Source organism: Streptomyces sp. NPDC059696 (assembly GCF_042733745.1).
GTDB lineage: Bacteria > Actinomycetota > Actinomycetes > Streptomycetales > Streptomycetaceae > Streptomyces.
Genome location: NZ_JBHWFG010000078.1, coordinates 3,359 through 3,963, shown reverse-complemented (window position 1 = coordinate 3,963; position 605 = coordinate 3,359). Strand labels below are relative to the sequence as shown.

At 73.1% G+C, this 605-nt stretch carries 1 pseudogene; it reads right to left on the bottom strand.

Features of this window, described 5'->3' with window-relative positions:
* Positions 1-605 (bottom strand): annotated as a pseudogene (locus tag ACFV20_RS36550) (proline dehydrogenase); the annotation flags it as partial.

The following is a 605-nucleotide window of genomic DNA, read 5'->3' as shown; positions in this document are numbered from 1 at the left end:
GTCGGCTAGGGCGTTGAGCACCATCGGGGGGTTGTCGGCCAGTCTCCGCAGCAGGGGAAGCCACCAGTTCACCCCGTAGGTCGCGTGGATGCGGCAGGTGCGGCCCGCCACCCGGTGGCGGCGCAGCAGTTCGGGCCGGACACCGTAGAGCATCTCGATGTCCTGGACGTGTTCCAGCAGCCCGCGCTCCTGCGCCGCGGCCAGGACCTCGGCGTCCTGCGTGGCCAGGCTCAGCTCGACGCCCCGGTCCAGGAGGAGCTCCGCGAGATCGAGGTACCGGTCGTCGAGGGCCGGGCCCCGGGCCAGGGCCACATCCGGTGGTTCGGGCGAGGAGCCCATGACCAGCCGGATGGTGCGGCCCGGCCCCGCTACGGCCATGGCGTCGTCCCCGGTGCGGTGCAGGTGCGCCTGAAGGGTGATTCCGAGGTTGTCGTAGCGGGTCGCCAGTGCGTCGTGGACGGCCAGGACGGTGTCGATGTCCTCGGAACCCTCCACGAGCAGCACGACCTCGCTGCCGCGGAGCGCCGCGGCGGCCGCCAGCCGGCCGACGTTGCGCAGGGCGGCCTCCGCCGAGTGGGCGAGGCCGATCCGGGACAGGTCCAGAC